This is a genomic window from Shinella sp. WSC3-e, from assembly GCF_945994535.1.
GTDB classification, from domain to species: domain Bacteria; phylum Pseudomonadota; class Alphaproteobacteria; order Rhizobiales; family Rhizobiaceae; genus Shinella; species Shinella yambaruensis.
Genome location: NZ_OZ000534.1, coordinates 260,321 through 275,059 on the forward strand (window position 1 = coordinate 260,321; position 14,739 = coordinate 275,059).

Annotated in this window: 13 protein-coding genes; 10 read left to right on the top strand and 3 right to left on the bottom strand. The window is 65.1% G+C overall.

Annotated features, from left to right (window positions below; translation table 11 throughout):
• Positions 1 to 29: 29 nt before the first annotated feature.
• Positions 30 to 170 (bottom strand): histidine kinase, encoded by a 141-nt coding sequence (locus tag AABF56_RS31905; RefSeq protein WP_338341938.1) that lies wholly within the window; start codon positions 168 to 170, stop codon positions 30 to 32.
• A 525-nt stretch (positions 171 to 695) separates the two neighbouring features.
• The gene (locus AABF56_RS31910; RefSeq protein WP_272809502.1) at positions 696 to 1,940 is read right to left on the bottom strand and encodes an ROK family transcriptional regulator; all 1,245 of its coding nucleotides are present in this window, start codon (positions 1,938 to 1,940) and stop codon (positions 696 to 698) included.
• A gap of 405 nt (positions 1,941 to 2,345) precedes the next feature.
• On the opposite strand from AABF56_RS31910, the gene AABF56_RS31915 reads away from it, so the two are divergent.
• The 5 genes from AABF56_RS31915 to AABF56_RS31935 all read left to right on the top strand — a co-directional run bounded on the left by AABF56_RS31915 (position 2,346) and on the right by AABF56_RS31935 (position 7,280).
• Positions 2,346 to 3,359: a substrate-binding domain-containing protein gene (locus AABF56_RS31915; protein WP_443021341.1), complete on the top strand. Its 1,014-nt coding sequence runs from the start codon at positions 2,346 to 2,348 to the stop codon at positions 3,357 to 3,359.
• A 93-nt stretch (positions 3,360 to 3,452) separates the two neighbouring features.
• The gene (locus AABF56_RS31920; RefSeq protein ID WP_272809501.1) at positions 3,453 to 4,439 is read left to right on the top strand and encodes an ABC transporter permease; all 987 of its coding nucleotides are present in this window, start codon (positions 3,453 to 3,455) and stop codon (positions 4,437 to 4,439) included.
• On the top strand, positions 4,439 to 5,206 hold the full coding sequence (locus AABF56_RS31925; protein WP_272809500.1) for an ATP-binding cassette domain-containing protein: 768 nt from the start codon (positions 4,439 to 4,441) through the stop codon (positions 5,204 to 5,206). The genes AABF56_RS31920 and AABF56_RS31925 overlap by 1 nt, the downstream gene beginning before the upstream one ends.
• A gap of 23 nt (positions 5,207 to 5,229) precedes the next feature.
• Entirely contained in the window at positions 5,230 to 6,261 is a 1,032-nt protein-coding gene (locus tag AABF56_RS31930) for a hypothetical protein (RefSeq protein WP_272809499.1), read from the top strand.
• Positions 6,258 to 7,280: a carbohydrate kinase family protein gene (locus AABF56_RS31935; protein ID WP_272809498.1), complete on the top strand. Its 1,023-nt coding sequence runs from the start codon at positions 6,258 to 6,260 to the stop codon at positions 7,278 to 7,280. Before AABF56_RS31930 ends, AABF56_RS31935 begins: the two co-directional genes overlap by 4 nt.
• 141 nt (positions 7,281 to 7,421) lie before the next feature.
• On the opposite strand, the gene aztD is transcribed toward AABF56_RS31935, so the two are convergent.
• Entirely contained in the window at positions 7,422 to 8,651 is a 1,230-nt protein-coding gene (gene aztD / locus AABF56_RS31940; protein WP_272809497.1) for a zinc metallochaperone AztD, read from the bottom strand.
• Between the two features lie 386 nt (positions 8,652 to 9,037).
• Here aztD and AABF56_RS31945 point away from each other — a divergent pair, with 386 nt between their 5' ends.
• From AABF56_RS31945 to AABF56_RS31965, 5 genes are all read left to right on the top strand, one after another.
• Complete coding sequence (locus tag AABF56_RS31945) at positions 9,038 to 10,207, top strand: PAS domain-containing protein (RefSeq protein WP_244770502.1); 1,170 nt, start codon at positions 9,038 to 9,040, stop codon at positions 10,205 to 10,207.
• Positions 10,204 to 11,604 (top strand): sigma 54-interacting transcriptional regulator, encoded by a 1,401-nt coding sequence (locus tag AABF56_RS31950; protein WP_272809496.1) that lies wholly within the window; start codon positions 10,204 to 10,206, stop codon positions 11,602 to 11,604. Before AABF56_RS31945 ends, AABF56_RS31950 begins: the two co-directional genes overlap by 4 nt.
• A 27-nt stretch (positions 11,605 to 11,631) precedes the next feature.
• Complete coding sequence (locus AABF56_RS31955; protein ID WP_272809495.1) at positions 11,632 to 12,690, top strand: ABC transporter substrate-binding protein; 1,059 nt, start codon at positions 11,632 to 11,634, stop codon at positions 12,688 to 12,690.
• Between the two features lie 75 nt (positions 12,691 to 12,765).
• Positions 12,766 to 13,875 (top strand): ABC transporter ATP-binding protein, encoded by a 1,110-nt coding sequence (locus AABF56_RS31960; RefSeq protein ID WP_272809494.1) that lies wholly within the window; start codon positions 12,766 to 12,768, stop codon positions 13,873 to 13,875.
• On the top strand, positions 13,872 to 14,738 hold the full coding sequence (locus AABF56_RS31965) for an ABC transporter permease (protein WP_272809493.1): 867 nt from the start codon (positions 13,872 to 13,874) through the stop codon (positions 14,736 to 14,738). The genes AABF56_RS31960 and AABF56_RS31965 overlap by 4 nt, the downstream gene beginning before the upstream one ends.
• The last annotated feature ends 1 nt before the right edge of the window (position 14,739 follow it).

Genomic DNA, 14,739 nt, shown 5'->3' on the forward strand with positions numbered 1-14,739 from the left:
GGCTGCAGGATCAGGCTTGGAACATCGCATCATGGACATTCTGCGGGAATATCGACGCGCACGATCATACGATCTGAAAAACGCTCCTTCTCAATATTCAGATATTCCTTCTGCAATGCCATCGAACTCAGCGTGTTGAAGAGAAAATGCGGGTTTATCTGGTAGTGCAAGCAAAGCGATAAAGAGGAACGACCAGCCGAAGAAAATCAACATGCGACAACAGACCGCATAACCGTATTCCGTGAGATCACGCAGTATGATGGCAGGCAGCATGATCGAGCTATAGAGGCAATAATCGAGCATTGACATGCCTAGCGAACTGCAAAGGGAAAGAAGCAGGCACACGAAAAGCTGCACGCTGTACGACTTACCTCTCATTCTGCTGAGCATATAGGCGAACAGGATCGCCAGGAGCACGAAGAACACTTCGAGGACAAGTTTTCCCATGAACGGCTTTATGGGATTGTCGCCGATGGAGAGCCATGTGGGGCTGCTGATCACAAACTCAACCGCCGCATGGATGAGCACCAGGCGAAATGTCGTCGCAGCAGCCGGGCACCGTCCAGAATGCCGGAGGAAGGGATGGTGATCTATTTCATGCAATACCCTGTCGTCTTTCAATCCGGCAGGCTTCTCTGGTCCAGGTTTAACGGGGCCAGACGGTTCGAGCGAACGCTTCTGGATATCCGGACCTGTCAGAACGATTGCCGCCTTCTTGGTGCCGGAACGTGTCGTTGCCGGGCAAAGTCATAACGCTCCAGCAAGCGGTCAGCCTTTGCCGAAGCGAAAAGGTCATCCAGCAGCAAATGCGCCGCGCCGAACAGCGCGCCGTCCTCGCGCACGGTGGAAAGCACGATGGAAAGGTCGCGGGTGGCAAGGGGAAGACAGCGCTGGTAGACGAGTTCGCGGATACCCGACAGCATCAGGTCCCCGCCGCGCGCCAGGGTGCCCCCGATGACGATCAGGCTCGGATTGATGATGCTGACGACGTCGGAGATGACCTCGCCGATCGTGCGGCCGGCGGCCCGCAGCAGCATCAGCGCTTCAGGCTTGCGCTGCTCGACGAGGTCGATCACGTCGCGGGCGGTCTCGGCGTGGAAGCCGCGGGCCGAGAGATCGCGGGCGATCGCCCAGCCGGCGGCGCGCGCCTCCACGCAGCCGAACTTGCCGCAGCGGCAGAGCGGCGCGTCATCGGACAGGAACTGGATGTGGCCGATATCGCCGGCTGCGCCCTGCGCACCGCGGAAGAGCCGCCCGCCGGCGATCATGCCGCTGCCCATGCCCGTGCCGACCTTCACGAAGAGCATGTCGTCGACCGCCGGGACGCGGCGTTTGTGCTCGCAGATCGTCATCAGGTTCACGTCGTTCTCGACATAGACGGGCACATCGAACCGCGCCTTGAGGCGGCCGATGATGTCGAACTCGTCCCAGCCGGGCAGGACCGAGGGGCCGACGACGCAGCCCCGCTTGAAATCGACCGGTGTCGGCAGGCTGAGGCTGACGCCGAGGAAGAAGCCGTGCGTCTTTTCCGTCTCCGCCGCCAGGGCGGCGAAAGCGTCACCGATCTGCGCCAGCGTCGCCTCAGGCCCGCTCGCCACGGAAAAGGGCAGCGTCGTCTGGGACAGGATCGCCGGCGTCAGGTCCATGGCGGCGAGATGGATGTGCGTCTCGCCGATATTGGCGACGAGCAGAAAACCGCTCGCCCGGTTGATCGCCAGCACCCGGGTCGGCCGGCCGCCGCTCGGCAGGGTTTTTTCGGTCTCGCACACCAGGCCGCTCGCAAGCAGTGCGTTCAGCCGCTGCGTCACCGTCACGCGTGACAGGCCGGAGGCGGCAAGCAGCTCGGCGCGCGAGGCTGCAACGCCCGTCGCGATCAGGGAAAGGATGCCCCCCGCGCCGTCAAGCGTTGGTCTGTCGTGCCCCTCGTCCCCGCGCGCCATGCAAAACTCCTGTTTTCAGACCGGTTTAGCGACAAAGGCGCATGAGATAAAGCACGCAGTTCCACCGTCATGAGAACTTATGCATGGCGATGTACATAACATCACCGCATATATGCGCCTGTGCGGCGCCGCCTGATCCTGCAAAGCGCGGCGTAGCGGGGCGTGCCGGCCAAGGTCGAGAGCGAGAGGTTGGTCTGGGCGGAAAAAAGAACGTTGCGCGTCGCCCGGAAACCGCCCCCTCGGTATCGCGGATTTAATTTTGGATAGAAATTTACAAAAGATAAGCAATAGCCATTTGACTTCATCCAAAAGAGATGCGCTAATCCCTGCGGCCTTTGAGGAGAGGCCGTGTCCGCCAAAAGAGCCGGAGGGGCTCTACGGCATCGTCGGATTTGGGAGGATTCCATGTCGCTTCATCGCATTCGCGCATCCGTATATTCCACCGCCATGCGGACCGGTTTTGCCGCCGCCGGGCTCGCCCTCGGCCTTGCCCTTGGCGCAGGCTCCGCCGCCGCCGATGAGGTCATCATCGGCCTCGTCACGAAAACCGAGGTCAATCCGTTCTTCGTCAAGATGCGCCAGGCCGCCGAGGCCCGCGCCGCGGAGAAAGGCGTCAAGCTGATCGCCCGCGCCGGAAAGTTCGACGGCGACAACGAGGGCCAGGTCGCCGCGATCGAAGACCTGATCAGCGCAGGGGCCAAGGGCATCCTGGTCACGCCGAACAATTCGTCCGGCATGCTCGACGTCATCAAGAAGGCCCGCGAGGCCGGCGTGCTCGTCATCGCGCTCGACACGGCGACGGACCCGGCCGACGCGGTCGATGCCACGTTCGCCACGGACAATTTCGAGGCCGGCGTGCAGCAGGGCGCCTATGCCCGCAAGGCGATGGGCGACAAGCAGGCGGTCGTCGCCATGCTGGACGGCACGCCCGGTGGTACGGTCGACACCTTCCGCCATGACGGCTACCTGAAGGGTTTCGGCATCGCCGAGGGTGACCCGTCGATCGCGGGCGCGGCCATCACCAACGGCGCGCAGGACAAGGGCCAGGTCGGCATGGAGAACCTGCTCTCCAAGAACGGCGACATCAACGCCGTCTACACGATCAACGAGCCGGCCGCGGCCGGCGCCTATGCCGCGCTGAAATCCTTCGGCAAGGAGGCCGACGTGATGCTGACCTCGATCGACGGCGGCTGCGCCGGCGTGCGCGACGTGAAGGATGGCAAGATCGCCGCGACCGTGATGCAGTTCCCCTACAAGATGGCCTCCATGGGCGTCGACGCGGTGGTGGAATATGCGGCCTCCGGCAAGAAGCCGAGCGGGTTCGTCAACACCGGTTCCTTCCTGATCACCGACAAGCCGGTCGAGGGCCTGGAATCGAAGGACACCGCTTGGGGTCTTGAAAACTGCTGGGGTGACTGATCCTCTACCTCCCGGCGGGACCGTGCGTGGCCACGCGCCGCCGCGGTCCCGACCGGGCGGCCGGCCGCGCAAAACCTGATGCACGGGATGCCCATGAACACAGCCACCGTTTCCGACGCCGAGACGCCGCGGAGCCTGAAGGCCCGCATCCTGGGAACGCCCTCGGTGGGCCCGCTTCTGGTCCTTCTCGGCTTCTGCGTGATCTTCGCGCTGACCAATCCCCGCTTTCTCGCCACGCACAACCTGTCGATCATCCTGCAGCAGACGGTCATCATCGGCGTTCTGGCGATCGGCCAGACGCTGGTGATCCTGACCGCCGGCATCGACCTTGCCGTGGGCGCCATCTGCGTGCTCGGCACCATCGTCGCCGGCAAGCTGGTCAATCTGGGCTACGATCCCGTGCTCTCCATGGGTTTTGCCATCCTGCTCTGCACGGCTGCCGGCCTTGCGGCGGGCGGCCTTGTTTCCGGCCTGAGATTGCCGCCCTTCATCGTCACGCTCGGCATTCTCGGCATCCTGACCGCCGCCTTGCGGCTGATCTCGGAAGGCGGCGCCTTTCCGGTGCGTGACCCCTTCCTCGCCTGGACGGGCAACACGATGAAGCTCGGCGGCTTCGTGCTGACCTATGGCGTGCTGATCATGTTCACGCTCTACGCCGCCGTCTGGTATCTCCTGAACGAGACGAAATGGGGCCGCCACACTTACGCCATCGGCAACAACGCCGAGGCCGCCCGCCTCGTCGGCATTCCGGTGCGCCGCCACCTGCTCTCGGTCTATGTGCTCGCCGGCCTCATCTACGGCATCGCCGCCTGGCTGGCGCTCGGGCGCATTCCCAATGCCGATCCGAACGCCATGCAGAGCGCCAACCTCGATTCCATCACCGCCGTGGTGATCGGCGGCACCAGCCTGTTCGGCGGGCGCGGCGGCCTCATCGGCACATTGATCGGGGCGCTCATCGTCGGCGTTTTGCGCAACGGCCTGACGCTTGCCGGCATCGACCCGCTCTGGCAGGATCTCGTGACCGGCATCCTCGTCATCATCGCCGTCGCGCTCGACCAGATGTCCCGGAGGAAGAGCTGATGGCCGACAATCCCCCGCATGTCGTTCTCGAAGCGCGTAACGTGGTGAAGACCTACGGCCATGTCACCGCGCTCGACGGCGTCGACTTCGAGCTTCGCGCCGGCGAGATCCTCGCCGTCGTCGGCGACAATGGCGCCGGCAAGTCGACCCTCATCAAGACACTGACCGGAGCCGTGCACCCGACCAGCGGCGACATCCTGCTCGATGGGGCGCCGGTGCATTTCAAGGGGCCGCTCGACGCGCGCCATGCCGGCATCGAGACAGTCTACCAGGACCTCGCCGTCGCGCCTGCGCTCGACATCGCCGCCAATCTCTTCCTCGGCCGCGAATTGCGCGCGCCGGGCCTGCTCGGCCGCCTCTTCCGCCGCCTCGACAAGAAGCGCATGCGCGAGGAGGCCCGCCGCGCCATGGGCGAGCTGAAGTTCCGCCTGCCGGCGATCGACAATCCGGTGGAGTCGCTGTCGGGCGGCCAGCGGCAGGGCGTCGCCGTCGCGCGCGCGGCGCTCTTTGCCCGCAAGCTCGTCATCATGGACGAGCCGACCGCGGCGCTCGGCGTGCGCGAGACGGGGCAGGTGCTGGAGCTCATCCGCTCGATCCGCGACCGCGGCCTGCCCGTCGTCCTGATCAGCCACAACATGCCGAACGTCTTCGACATCGCCGACCGCATCCACATCATGCGCCTTGGCCGGCGCGCGGCCGTGGTCACCCCCAAAACCCATTCCATGAACGACGTCGTCGCCATCATGACCGGCGCGGCAACCGCCTGACCCTGTCCCGAACGGAGCAAGACATGTACCGCCTCGACCAGAAGCTCGCGCGCATCCGCGCCGGAAACTACACCCGCAGCGATTTCATCATCGCCGACGCCAAGGATGGCGACATGGGGCCGTCCATCACCTCCTGCGGGCCGAAGCGCGCGAAGGACGGCAGTTGGTCGCGCCACTATACTCGCCCGGAATTCCTGGAAAACATCCGCGCCATCGTCGAGCAGGACATCGTCGACATCATGCTCACCTCCGCCTCCAACATGGAGGCGCTGACGGATATGGGCGTCTTCAGGGGCAGCGCCGTCAAGCCGGCGATCCGCGCCAACGACACGACGGACGTCTGGGTCTGCCGCGGCGCGACCTATTCAAAACAGCCCTCGCGTCCGTTCCGCACGGCCTCGCTTTCGCGCGTCGCCACCGGCACGATCGATCCCGCGCCCGGCGCGCCGATAACGGGCACGGATCTCGGCCTCTATTCCATCACCTTCAACAACGACCTCGACCGCGACTATGAGGCGCTGGAAGCCTTCCATTGGTTCCGCGAGGATGCGGCACGCAACAATTTCAAATACTTCCTCGAAGTGTTCAATCCGAATGTGGCGTGCGGTATCGATCCCGAGCTGGTTCCACACTACGTCAACGACGTGCTGATGCGCTGCCTCGCCGGCGTCACCAAGGCGGACCGGCCACAGTTCCTGAAAATCCCGTTCAACGGCGCCAAGGCGCTGGACGAGCTCGCTGCCTATGATCCGAGCGTCATCGTCGGCGTCCTCGGCGGTGGCGCGGGCACGACGCGTGACTGCTTCGAGCTTCTCCACCAGGCCGAACGGTTCGGCGCCCGCGTCGCGCTGTTCGGGCGCAAGATCAACCTTGCCGAGGATCCGCTAGCGATGGTGCGTTTCATGCGTGAGGTCGCGTCCGGGTCGATCTCTCCGTCGGAGGCAGTGAAGGCCTATCACGCGAGCCTTTCCAGGGACGGGATCAAGCCGCTGCGCGATCTCTCCGCAGACAACGTCGTCACGGAAGCCGTGCTCAAGCCGGAAGAGAGCAGATGACGGGCGGACGGCGGGGCATCCTCACGGGCGGAACCTGGTGCGCGGACTACAATCGCACGGTCAGCCACTGGCCGGGCGAGGACGGCCTCGCCGAGCTCTTCGAGGAGGAGCGCCACGGCGGCGGTTCGAGCTGCAACCTGGCACTCGACATCAAACACCTCGATCCGAATATCCCCGTCGAGACGATCGGCCTCGTCGGGGATGACGACGACGGTCGCTACCTCAGGGAAACGGCCGCCGCAGCGGGTATCGACACGCGCCGGATGACGGTGACGCCCGACGCCGCCACGCAATTCTGCGACGCCTATGTCTCGCTGCGCTCGCATCGGCGCACCCATATCTTCCACGCCGGAACCGGGGCGCTGCTGACGCCGGACCATTTCGACTTTTCCGAAACGCGCATGCGCTACCTGCATCTCGGTCTTCCCGGCGTGCACCGCATTCTCGACGCGCCCTGGCAAGACGAGCCGAACGGCTGGGTGGCGGTGTTGAAGAAGGCACGCGCGGCAGGGCTTCAGACCAACCTGGAGCTGGCGAGCATCGACCGCGGCCTGATGGCCCGGCTCGTCGCACCCTGCCTGCCGCATCTCGACTTCCTGATCGTCAACGACATGGAGATCGGGGCGATCGCCGGTGTCGAGACCATCCTGGACGGCACATCCGACAAGGACGCCTGCCTGCGCGCCGCGCATGCCGTCTTGCAGCGCGGTGCGTTGAAACTGGTGACCGTGCACTGCCCCGCCTTCGCTATCGCCATCACCCGCACGGGAGAAAGCGCGATCCTGCCCTCGGTCGCCATTCCGGAGGGGGAGATCAGGGGCGCGAACGGAGCGGGCGACGCCTTTGCGGCCGGTATGCTCTACGGCCTTCACGAGGAGTGGCCCCTGGTCCAATGCCTCGAACTCGCCCACGCCGCCGCCGCCGTCTCGCTGCGCAGCGTGTCGACGACGGGGGCCATGCTGTTCTGGCGCGAATGTCTTTCGCTTGCCCGGCATTGGGGGCCGCGCAGCGGCACCTGACCGGACGGTGACGGTGGATGCGACTGCGATACAACACGGACTCGGCCTGTCGATCTTGGAAATGGCGGTCAGCAGGCCCGGCGAAGCCTGTCCCTTGACGGAGTGCCGGCACCAGCCGGCACTCCCACCCGCAAAATGGGCTCAGTGAGACGCGCCCGATCCGCCGGCGGCGACGATCGCGAAGGGCTGCCCTTCGACAGCGATGGTGCGGGTCTCCTTCAATGTCTCTGAATCGACGAGACGCACCAGGTTCTTGCGCGGGTCGGTGATCGCAATATGGTTCCCGGCAACCGCAAGGCGCGGGCGCGGGTCGCGCCAATGCCCGTCCTTGCTGTAGGGCTCGGTGACGGTTTCGGATCTGGTAATCACGCCGTCCACGACGTCCAGCAGATGGAGCTTGCCGTCTTCGGTCAGGATATAGCCGTTACGGGGCTTGGCGGGATCGAGGATGAAATCGACCCGCCGAAGCGGCAGCTCGACGAGGCGGTAGGGTTCCTTGGCATCGGCGTCGATGAGGACGACCTTGTCTTCTCCATAGTTTCCCAGAAAAAACTGCATGGAGGTGCCGCCGAGCAGGGTGGATACCTTGCCTTCCGGCAGCGTGCCGCCATAGGCGAGCATTTCCAGCTTCGGGCCATCCATGCCCCCCGGGCGGGCAACGAGTACGCCCTCGGCGCAGCCGAAAGCCACCAGCCGCGCCGAAGCCGCTTCTCCATGCAAGCCCGTGCAGGTCGCGACATCGCCCACCTGCCTGCCGTCCCTGTCCAGCACGCGCAGGCCAAGGCGGGGCGGCAGTTCGCCTTCCTTAACCGTCGCCTCCATGTTCGGCACGGAAACGAGGAGGTGGTTGCCCATCGGGACAGCGACGCCGTGATGCGCGGCGGTCGTGTCATAGGGCTTCAGGTCCGCCTTGCCTTCCAGCAGCGCACTTTCCTGGAGGAGGTCGAACTTGCCGCCGCGATCGTAGAAGACTGCGAGATCATCGCCATGGGCCACAACATGGCCGGGCTTCTCGCCGGTGATCGTCGTTTCAAGAAGCCGTGGCTCCGTGATCTCGATGTCCCGATGTTCGCCATGGTCCGAGAGCGCAATGCCGGTGTCGATCGCGTGGACCACGTTCTGGTCACCCTGGACGGCGAAAACCGTGCGTCCCGTGTCGCTCAGGGACAGCGCGGCATAGCCCGTCAGGTCGAAGCGGCCGATTTCCTTGTCCGTGCCCAGATCGATGGCGCGAACCACGGGCTGGGTGTGATCGGCGATGAACAGCCGCCAAGTCTCCTTCTGCTCTTCTTCGGCATGGGCCGCCAATGGAAAGGTGAGGGTCGCGAGGATGGTGGTGGCGAAAAGGACGCCGGAACCGGAGCGGAACATGCAATCTCCTATTAATGTAATAACGTAACATCTCCGTGTTATAGTGTTACACCCTGCTTGTCCAGCACCAGCAGACTTTCGTCTTCAAAAGCGGGGCCGAGGGGCCTGCAGGCGGCCTCGGGATATCGCGGCCGCTGCGGCGACGTGCTTGTCAGCAATGTCCTGCATTCAATCCGTGGGGCAGGACAGAGCGCGTTGAGCGAAACTGCGGCATTGCGCAACATCGCAGCGAATGCTGCAGTTCTGCGCATTTCCGAGGGTATTCCGGCGCATTTCCTCGCTTCCCTTTCGATTAAGGGTTGCTTCCGGCTGCGATTGTGACGGGATTGCCCGTGTCTTCTGGCGCGGCCCTCGCGATGAGGGTCTCCTTCGGATCGGGATGAAGAATGAAGATACATGTGCCAGGCACCGCCCATTTCGACGCCCTGCTGGTCGACTGGATCGACGGCGACGGCCGTATCTGCGCCGTCAACGCGGCGGAAGCGCGCGAACTCGCCATCTCGCTCGAGGAGAAGGAAAGCCTGCCGCTGGAGCGCATCTACAGCAGCACCTCGGCACAGATGCTGCGCGGCCTCGCCCGCGAAGGCCAGCCGTTCGCCTCCGGGCTCGCCGTCTGGGTGAATTCGCCGCAATATAGCGAAGTCCCCATGATCGCCACCGTGGTTCCCGATCCGGCCCGCGGGATCGCCGTCATCAAGCAGCCGCTGCCGGAAAGCGTGCTCGGCATCGGACCGGAGCTTGCCGAACGCGTGGAGATCCTTTCGCAGATGATCGGCGCGGCGACGGAGGCCTGCTGGTGCATCGAATTCCTCGAGCCGGTCGACACCGCACTGGCCGAAGACGAGATCGTCGAGCGCATCTTTTCCAACCAGAGCCGGTGGCGTGCCTGCAACGAGGCGATGGCGCGGCTCTACCGCGTGCCCGAGGGGCTCGATTTCAACGTCCAGCCGGTCTCGCGCTATTTCCCCGCAACCGAGATCAACCGCCGCATGGTGCGCGATCTCGTGCGCGCCGGCTACCGGCTCGACCGTGCCGCCGCCGTCGATCGCCGGCATGACGACAGCGAGATGCTGGTCGAGAACGATTTCCGTGCCGCGATCAAGGACGGCTTCCTCGTGCGCCTCTGGGGCACGACGCGCGACATCGGTGCGCATCGTCAGCGTGAGCAGCAGCTCGCCGACCGCGCCGACACGATGCAGGACATCTTGAGCGCCGTCCCGGATCCGATCCTCGTCATCTCCGAGGACGGGTTGCTCCTGGCAGCCAATCCGGCGGCGGAAAGCGTCTGGGGACGCACCGCCGAACAGGTTCTCGGTCGCCCGCTGCAGCAGTTCATCGAAACGCGCCACGCCCTCGACAAGCTCCGGCAGGCGGCCCTTGCCGGCGAGGACAGCGACGGCGAGTGCGACCTTGCCGTCATCGCCGCCGATGCAAGCCGGGATGTCTGGCGCTTCCGGGCCGCACGCATCGAAGGCGAGATGCGCCGCTATGTGCTGACCGCCCGGCGCAAGAGCCGCCGCAGGGCGCGGGGTTCCACGCAGGAGGCCATTTCGTGAAATTCTACGCCAACGACCTTACCGCCCCCGGCCAGCGGCGCCTGCGCCCCGCCTTCATCGACGAGCCGCAGTTCGGCGCGTTCCTCGACGCCTTTCCCGATGGCGTCGCCCTTCTGGAAACCGACGGAACCATCAAGCTCGTCAACGGCAAGCTCGAACTGCTGCTCAACCTCGCGCGCGGCGACCTCGTCGGCTCGGACCTTGCAAAACACGCCAAGACCGCCGGCACCCTGGTGCAGAAGCTTGCAAGCGCCCTGCGGCAGCTCAAGCGCATCGAGGTCTCCGGCACGCTCAATTCGCAGCGCAACGTCACCGCCTCGATCGGCATCCTGCGGACCCCGGACGGCGGCGCCTATGGCGCGCTTCTGACGATGCGCGAGACCGGCCGGCATCACCGCGGCTACGAGCGCAGTGACCATTTCCGCTTCGAGGCCGAGCCGCTGCCGGCCGCTGGCGGCGGCGGTCCCCTTCTTACGCCGCGTCTCAGCACCATCGCCCGCCGGGCGGCGATCGCCATCGAGCGCGGTAGCGCCGTGCTCCTGACCGGTGAAACCGGAACGGGCAAGACGGAGCTCGCCCGCTTCATCGGCAAAGCCGGCGCACCCGACGCCCCGCCCTTCGTGCATGTCAATTGCGGCATGCTGGCCGACGCGCAGTTCGACGCGGAGATGTTCGGCATCGAGCCGGGTTCGGCGCTGGATACGTCGACGCGCGGCAAGCTCGGTTTCGTGGAGGCCGCCGATGGCGGCACGCTCTTCCTCGACCAGGTGACGGATCTTTCGCCCGTCTCCCAGATGAAGCTCGTCGCCTTTCTCGAAAGCCAGACTTTCAGCCGCCTCGGCTCGATGCAGCGGCGCAAGGCGCGCATCAGCCTCATCACCGCCACCAATGCCGGGCTGCCGGACCTGATCGAGAGCGGCGCTTTTCGCCGCGACCTTTATTACCGCATCGCCGTCGTAACGCTGGAGCTGCCGACGCTGCGCGACCAGCCGGAGCTCGTCACCGCACTGACGGCACATGTTCTGCGCAGGCTGAATGCCGGGCGCACGCCGGCCTTGCAGCTTTCCCCGGCCTTCACGAAGCGGCTCGCCGCCCATGCCTATCCGGGCAATGTGCGCGAGCTGACCAACATCCTCGAGCGCGCGGCGGCGAGCGCCGAGGATATTGCGCTCGCCGAACATTTCATCGTGGCCCCGGATGCCGCGCCGCGTCCTTCCCCCGCTCTCTCGGCCAGCGGCGGGGAAACCGCGCCGGCAAGCTTCCGGGACCTGGTGCAGGCCTTCGAAAGCTGGGTCCTGGAAAAATCCATCGCAGAGCATGGAAGCAAGAGAAGCGCCGCCAAGGCGCTCGGTATCGATATCGCCACCCTCGTCCGAAAGACGAAGCGGACGAGATGACCAACAAAGACATGAAGGGGAACACACATGTCGATCATGCGCAGATCCGCAATTCTCGCCCTTGCCGCCGCAAGCCTCCTGCCGCAGGCGCTGGCCGCCCGGGCGGCCGAACTCAACTACCTCACCTGGGAAGGTTATGCCGTCGATGGCTTCATCTCGAAGTTCGAGGCGGCCTCGGGCTGCAAGGTAACGGCCTCCTATGTCGGCTCGAACGATGATTTCGCCGCCAAGCTCGCCGCCGGCGGCGGCGTCTACGATGTCATCACCCCCTCGCTGGACACCGTGCCGATGCTGCGGCTGGCCGGTTTCGTCGCGCCGATCGACACGGCGAAGGTCGAGGGCTTCGACGGCATCTATCCGGAATTCTCGAAGGAAAGCGACGTCGTGGCCGATGGCGAGACTTGGGCCGTGCCGCTGATCTGGGGCTCGGTCTCATTGATCTACCGCCCGGACAAGCTCGCAGCGACGCCGGATTCCATTTCCGTCCTCTTCGACCCCGAGCTGAAGGGCAAGATCTCGCTGTGGGACGACAAGTCCGCGCTCTACTGGACAGCGCGCTACCTTGGCTACGACAACGTTTTCGACCTCACAGACGAGCAGCTGGAGGCCGTGAAGGCCAAGCTTATCGAACAAAAGCCGCTGATCCGCAAATACTGGGCATCGGCCGGCGAGCTGACGGAGCTGATGGCCAACCAGGAGGTCTATGTCTCCAACGCCTGGACGGGTCTGACCAGCAAGGATGTCAACAACCTCAAGAAGGGCTTCGAGGTCGTCGAGTTCACGCCGAAGGAGAAGGCCGAGGGCTGGATGGATTCGATGATGCTGGTGAAGGATTCGCCGAACGAGGACTGCGCCTACAAGTTCATGAGCTTCATGCAGTCGGCCGACGGCCAGTGCGGTCTCGCCGAGGCCACCGGCTATTTCCCGGTTAATCCGAAGGCCGTCCAGGGCTGCATGAGCGATGCGCTCAAGAAGGAGCGACAGGTCGATAATGTCGAGTTCGTCAAGAGCCTCGTCATGTGGCAGCAGCCGGCGCGTCTCGACAAGTATCTCGAAACCTGGAACGCCGTGAAGGCGGCTCCGTAAGGCCGGGCGGAAGGCGTCGCGACGGGCGGCGCTTTCCGCTGTTGTACGAGACAGTTCACACGACGCGGGGACCCGATGACCTCCAGCCCGATTGTGGCGCTTGACGGCGTTGCGAAACGATACGGCGCATTCGTCGCCCTTCACGAGACCGACCTTGCCATCGCCGAGGGGGAGTTCGTCACCTTGCTCGGCCCTTCCGGCTGCGGCAAGACGACGACGCTGCGGCTGATCGGCGGCTTCGAGCAGGCAAGCGCCGGCCGCATCGCCATTGCAGGGCAGGACGTAACGGAGAGCCCGCCCTATCGCCGGCCGGTCAACACGGTGTTCCAGGACTACGCGCTCTTCCCGCACATGAGCGTGGCGGAGAACATCGGCTACGGCCTCTCCGTCCGCTCGGGCCGCCTGGAGAAGACGGAGCGGCGACGGCGCGTTGCCGAGGCGCTGGCCCTTGTCGGCTTGGAAGGCATGGCGGACCGCCGGCCCGGCGCCCTTTCGGGCGGCCAGCGCCAGAGGGTCGCCATGGCGCGCGCCGTCGTGCGCCGCCCGCGCGTCCTGCTGCTCGACGAACCGCTTTCGGCGCTCGACGTGAAGCTGCGCGAGGGCATGCAGGTGGAGCTGAAGCGGCTGCACCGCGAACTCGGCATTACCTTCCTGATGGTCACGCACGACCAGACCGAAGCGCTCGCCCTTTCCGACCGCATCGTCGTGATGCGGGAGGGCCGCATCGCCCAGATCGGTTCGCCGACCGATCTCTACGACCATCCGGCGACGCCCTATGTCGCCGATTTCATTGGCGCGGCAAACCTGCTGGAGGCCGAAGCGCTCGGTCGCGAGGGCGATGTATGTGCCTTCCGGCTTGTCAATGGCGCCACGCTGCGCAGCCGGCGACGGGAAGCCGCAGGGGCGGCGACGGGAAGCCGCGTAACCCTCGGCGTGCGGCCGGAGCGTATGATGGCGGCACGCCCGGAGACAGAGGCCGCGAATGCTCTCGATTGCATCGTCATGGAACGGCTCTTCCATGGCGACCGCCTGCGGATCGAGCTTGCGCCGGAGGGGGGCGGAAAACCGCTCTTCGCCGAACTCGCCCGCACGGCGCTTCCGGCAACGGTTTCCGCCGGCAGCCGCCTTGCCGTGCATATCGATCCGGACGACGTGATGGTCTTTGATGCGGGAGGCGGCAAATGACGTTGACGCGTCGCACCTTCCCGGGCTTTGCCGCCCTGTTTTCGCTGCCGCTCGCCTGGGTGCTGCTGCTGATGGTCGTGCCCTATGCCATCATGGTGGCGGTGGGCTTCTGGACGCGGCAGTTTCCGCTGTTCTATCCGGATTTCCAGTTCGGCAACTACGCGCAGATCCTCGCCGACCCGCAATACACGACCGTCATCCTGCGCACGCTGAAGATCGCCGCCCTCGTCACCGTCTGCGCGCTGCTGCTCGGCTATCCGCTCGCCTACTTCCTCGTCTTCACCATCCGCTCGCAGAAGGTGCGCAACCTCCTCTACATGTCGGTGATCGTGCCCTTGTGGGTGTCCTACCTGCTGCGCGCCTATACGTGGAAGATCATCCTCGGCACAGACGGCGCGCTGAATTCGCTGCTCGTCTCCACCGGCCTTGTCTCCGCGCCGCTCGATATCTTCCTCTACAACCAGACCGCCATGGTGGTGACGCTCGTCTATATCTTCGTGCCATTCATGGTGATGCCGCTCTTCACCGTGCTCGACAATATTCCGCGCCGCCTTCTCGAAGCCTCGGAAGACCTCGGCGTCGGGCCGTTCATGACCTTCTGGAAAGTGATCTTTCCGCTGTCGCTCGGCGGCGTCGTTGCGGGGGCGACCATGACCTTCTGCCTGTCCTTCGGCGATTTCGTCGCTCCCGTGCTCGTCGGCGGGCCGGGCGGGACGATGGTGGCGAACCTTCTGCAGACGCAGTTCGGCGCCGCGCTCAACTGGCCGCTCGGCTCGGCGCTGGCGACGCTCGTTCTCGCGCTGGTGCTGATCCTCCTGCAACTCTCCAGCCGCCTCGACCGGGCCGGCCGGATCGACCTTTGAG